2 protein-coding genes are annotated in these 2,386 nt (G+C 49.1%); one reads left to right on the top strand and one right to left on the bottom strand.

Annotation, left to right across the window (positions count from 1 at the left end; genetic code table 11):
* A partial coding sequence (locus GX117_08425) for a hypothetical protein (protein NLO33364.1) occupies positions 1-461 on the top strand: 461 nt, incomplete at its 5' end.
* Positions 462-520: 59 nt separating this feature from the next.
* Here GX117_08425 and GX117_08420 read toward each other — a convergent pair.
* The gene (locus tag GX117_08420) at positions 521-1,939 is read right to left on the bottom strand and encodes a B12-binding domain-containing radical SAM protein (protein NLO33363.1); all 1,419 of its coding nucleotides are present in this window, start codon (positions 1,937-1,939) and stop codon (positions 521-523) included.
* Positions 1,940-2,386 lie beyond the last annotated feature (447 nt).

Below are 2,386 nucleotides of genomic sequence, written 5' to 3'. Positions count from 1 at the left end.
GCTTCGCGCTCCTATGCCTTACGCTATTAGCAGCCTTAACCTTTATCGCAACAACTGTGATACCCAGTGCCTTGCTCTGTCGGGCGGAACAGGCGCATTTGGCTGGAGACAGCAGCGGAATCTATTACGAAAAAGCCTTAGCGTGGCACTGGCCTAATTACCGCGCCCACGAAAACTACGGCTTGGCGCTTTTCGAATCTGAAGATTATAAGGGGGCTTGGGAACATTTGCTGTTAGCAAAAAAAGGCAGCGATACAGGGAGAATCTACTATTTGCTCGCTTTGTGTGCGGCGGCGCGGGAAGATCAGGAATCAATCCGTTTCTATGCCCGGCAATGTCTATTGCGCTGGCCCGGCAACAGGCACATGTGGACGTTGCTCCTTGCTCATTGTCCGCCGGAAGAGCGCGCCACGTGGGAGATGATGCAGGAAAAATTTGTCAAGGGAAAGGGATCGGAATAATGCCAAGGGACTTGACTTGTGCTATGCCCGAAAGGCGGCTTCACAAGTTCTCACCAAGCCTAATGGAACAGACCCTTCGACATGCGGTCAAGCACGATGGGCAGGTATAGGGGAAGCAACTGCGGCTGAGGATAATCACGTAAGATGCGATAGAGCCGGTTGGGCTTCAAGAAAAAGTTTCGATTCGCTTTGCGTTGAAAGTAGTACAAGGTTTTATCGGGCACCGCAGAAATATTGGTGCGCATGGTGCAGAAATCCATATTGGAATAGTCCAAGATCTGCAGCCGATCCGGGTAATGGATGCGCGCATAGTCAAAGAGAGGCGTGCCCGGGAAGGGAGTGACCGTATAGAAAGAAGCGGTGTGCAAGCGTGAATTGGTCGCCATGCTTATGGTCGCCTGCATTTCTTCCTCCGTTTCTTCAGGGAAGCCAAGCATCATGAATCCGTTGGTGAATACTCTTTTCGCGGAAGCCAGTTCAACGGCATGCAAAAATTTATCCAGATCCAAATTCTTATGGGTTAATTTTTGGATACGCGGAGAAGCGCTGTCCAGTGCAAAGCTGCAAAAGTAGATGCCCGATTGGCTGAGCGCATCCATCATCGTCTCATCGATCAAATCGGCGCGCACACCGTTAGGAAAAGCAATCTTGAGTTTTAGATTTTTTTGTGCGATCAAGTCAGCAATTTCAAGGACCCGTTCCCGCCTTAAATTGTAACAATCATCAATAAACTCAACATCATTAATGTTGTACTCTTGGGTAAAACGACTGAGCTCAGCCACGACCCGTTCGGGAGTGTGAAAGCGGAATTTACGGCCGAATATATTATGGCACCACGTACAGCCATAGGGACAACCACGGCTGGTAACCATAGAAAAATAGCGCCTTCTCGGAATGGGCGCGACCGATTGAACCCGCCAATAGCGAGGCAAATCAATCAAGTCATAAGCAGGCATAGGCAGATCATCCAGATTTTCAACGATGGGAGACACGCCGGGGTTCGTGATCACTTCGCCCGCCTCATTTCTCCATGCCAGACCGGGGATATCTTCCAAACTGCCGTTGCCTTGTAGAACATCCAAATACATGGAAAGGCTGATTTCGCCTTCTCCGATGAAAGCGGCATCAGCAGGCAGGCTTTCCAAAAGAGAATGTCCGCAAGCGGAGACGTGAGGCCCGCCAATAATAATTTTCATATCCGGAGCGCCGGCACGGACAGCCTTCACAACAGCCGGCAAGCCGTGTGACGCGGGGGTGATACATCCAAAACCGGTTATATCGCCATTATACTCAAGGGCCATCTGGGCGAGTGCTTCATTAGAGCAGCCTTCCAAGCGTTGATTGACGATCTTGATTTCCACAGGAAACCGATCACGGACGTACGCAGCGAGATATAGTAATCCCATAGGCGGTGTGGTAAGTTGGAATAGGGGACTCCGCAAGCCAAGGTTCGCCAAAAATATCCGCAATTTTTTCAAAGGGAAAATCCTATTTATAAAGACCGGGAGCGCAGAAATATGCGACCCTACCTCGCCTTCGTCACAACAATCAGACTCACAACGTGAAAACACTTAACGAGAAGGGAAACATTCCCGCAACCGGTCTATCGTAGAACCTAGTTTGGTGAAATAGATGCTAACAGGAAGCACGAATCAGGATTGCACAACCCGAAATCCGTGCTAAAACATTCCAGCATAGTAGCACTCTTGACACAATCACGGCAAATTTGTGTTCTTTTTAAGCAGGTGCGCCACTGAACAAAAAACGCAAGGACGAGTCATCTTTTAATTACCCGCCCGCCAACCTCCTAAACCAATCATGCTGTGTGCAGCGAAAAATCAGGCTTACATCCAACATTTAGAGGTTGAAGGTTTAATTGCAAGCCTTGAACAGGGTAAAATAGTCTATTGCCGGACAATATCAGG

Source organism: Candidatus Hydrogenedentota bacterium (assembly GCA_012523015.1).
In the GTDB taxonomy this organism is placed as follows: domain Bacteria; phylum Hydrogenedentota; class Hydrogenedentia; order Hydrogenedentales; family CAITNO01; genus JAAYBJ01.
Note: the sequence above shows the minus strand (reverse complement) of the source record. Positions and strands in the feature narration are given on the sequence as shown.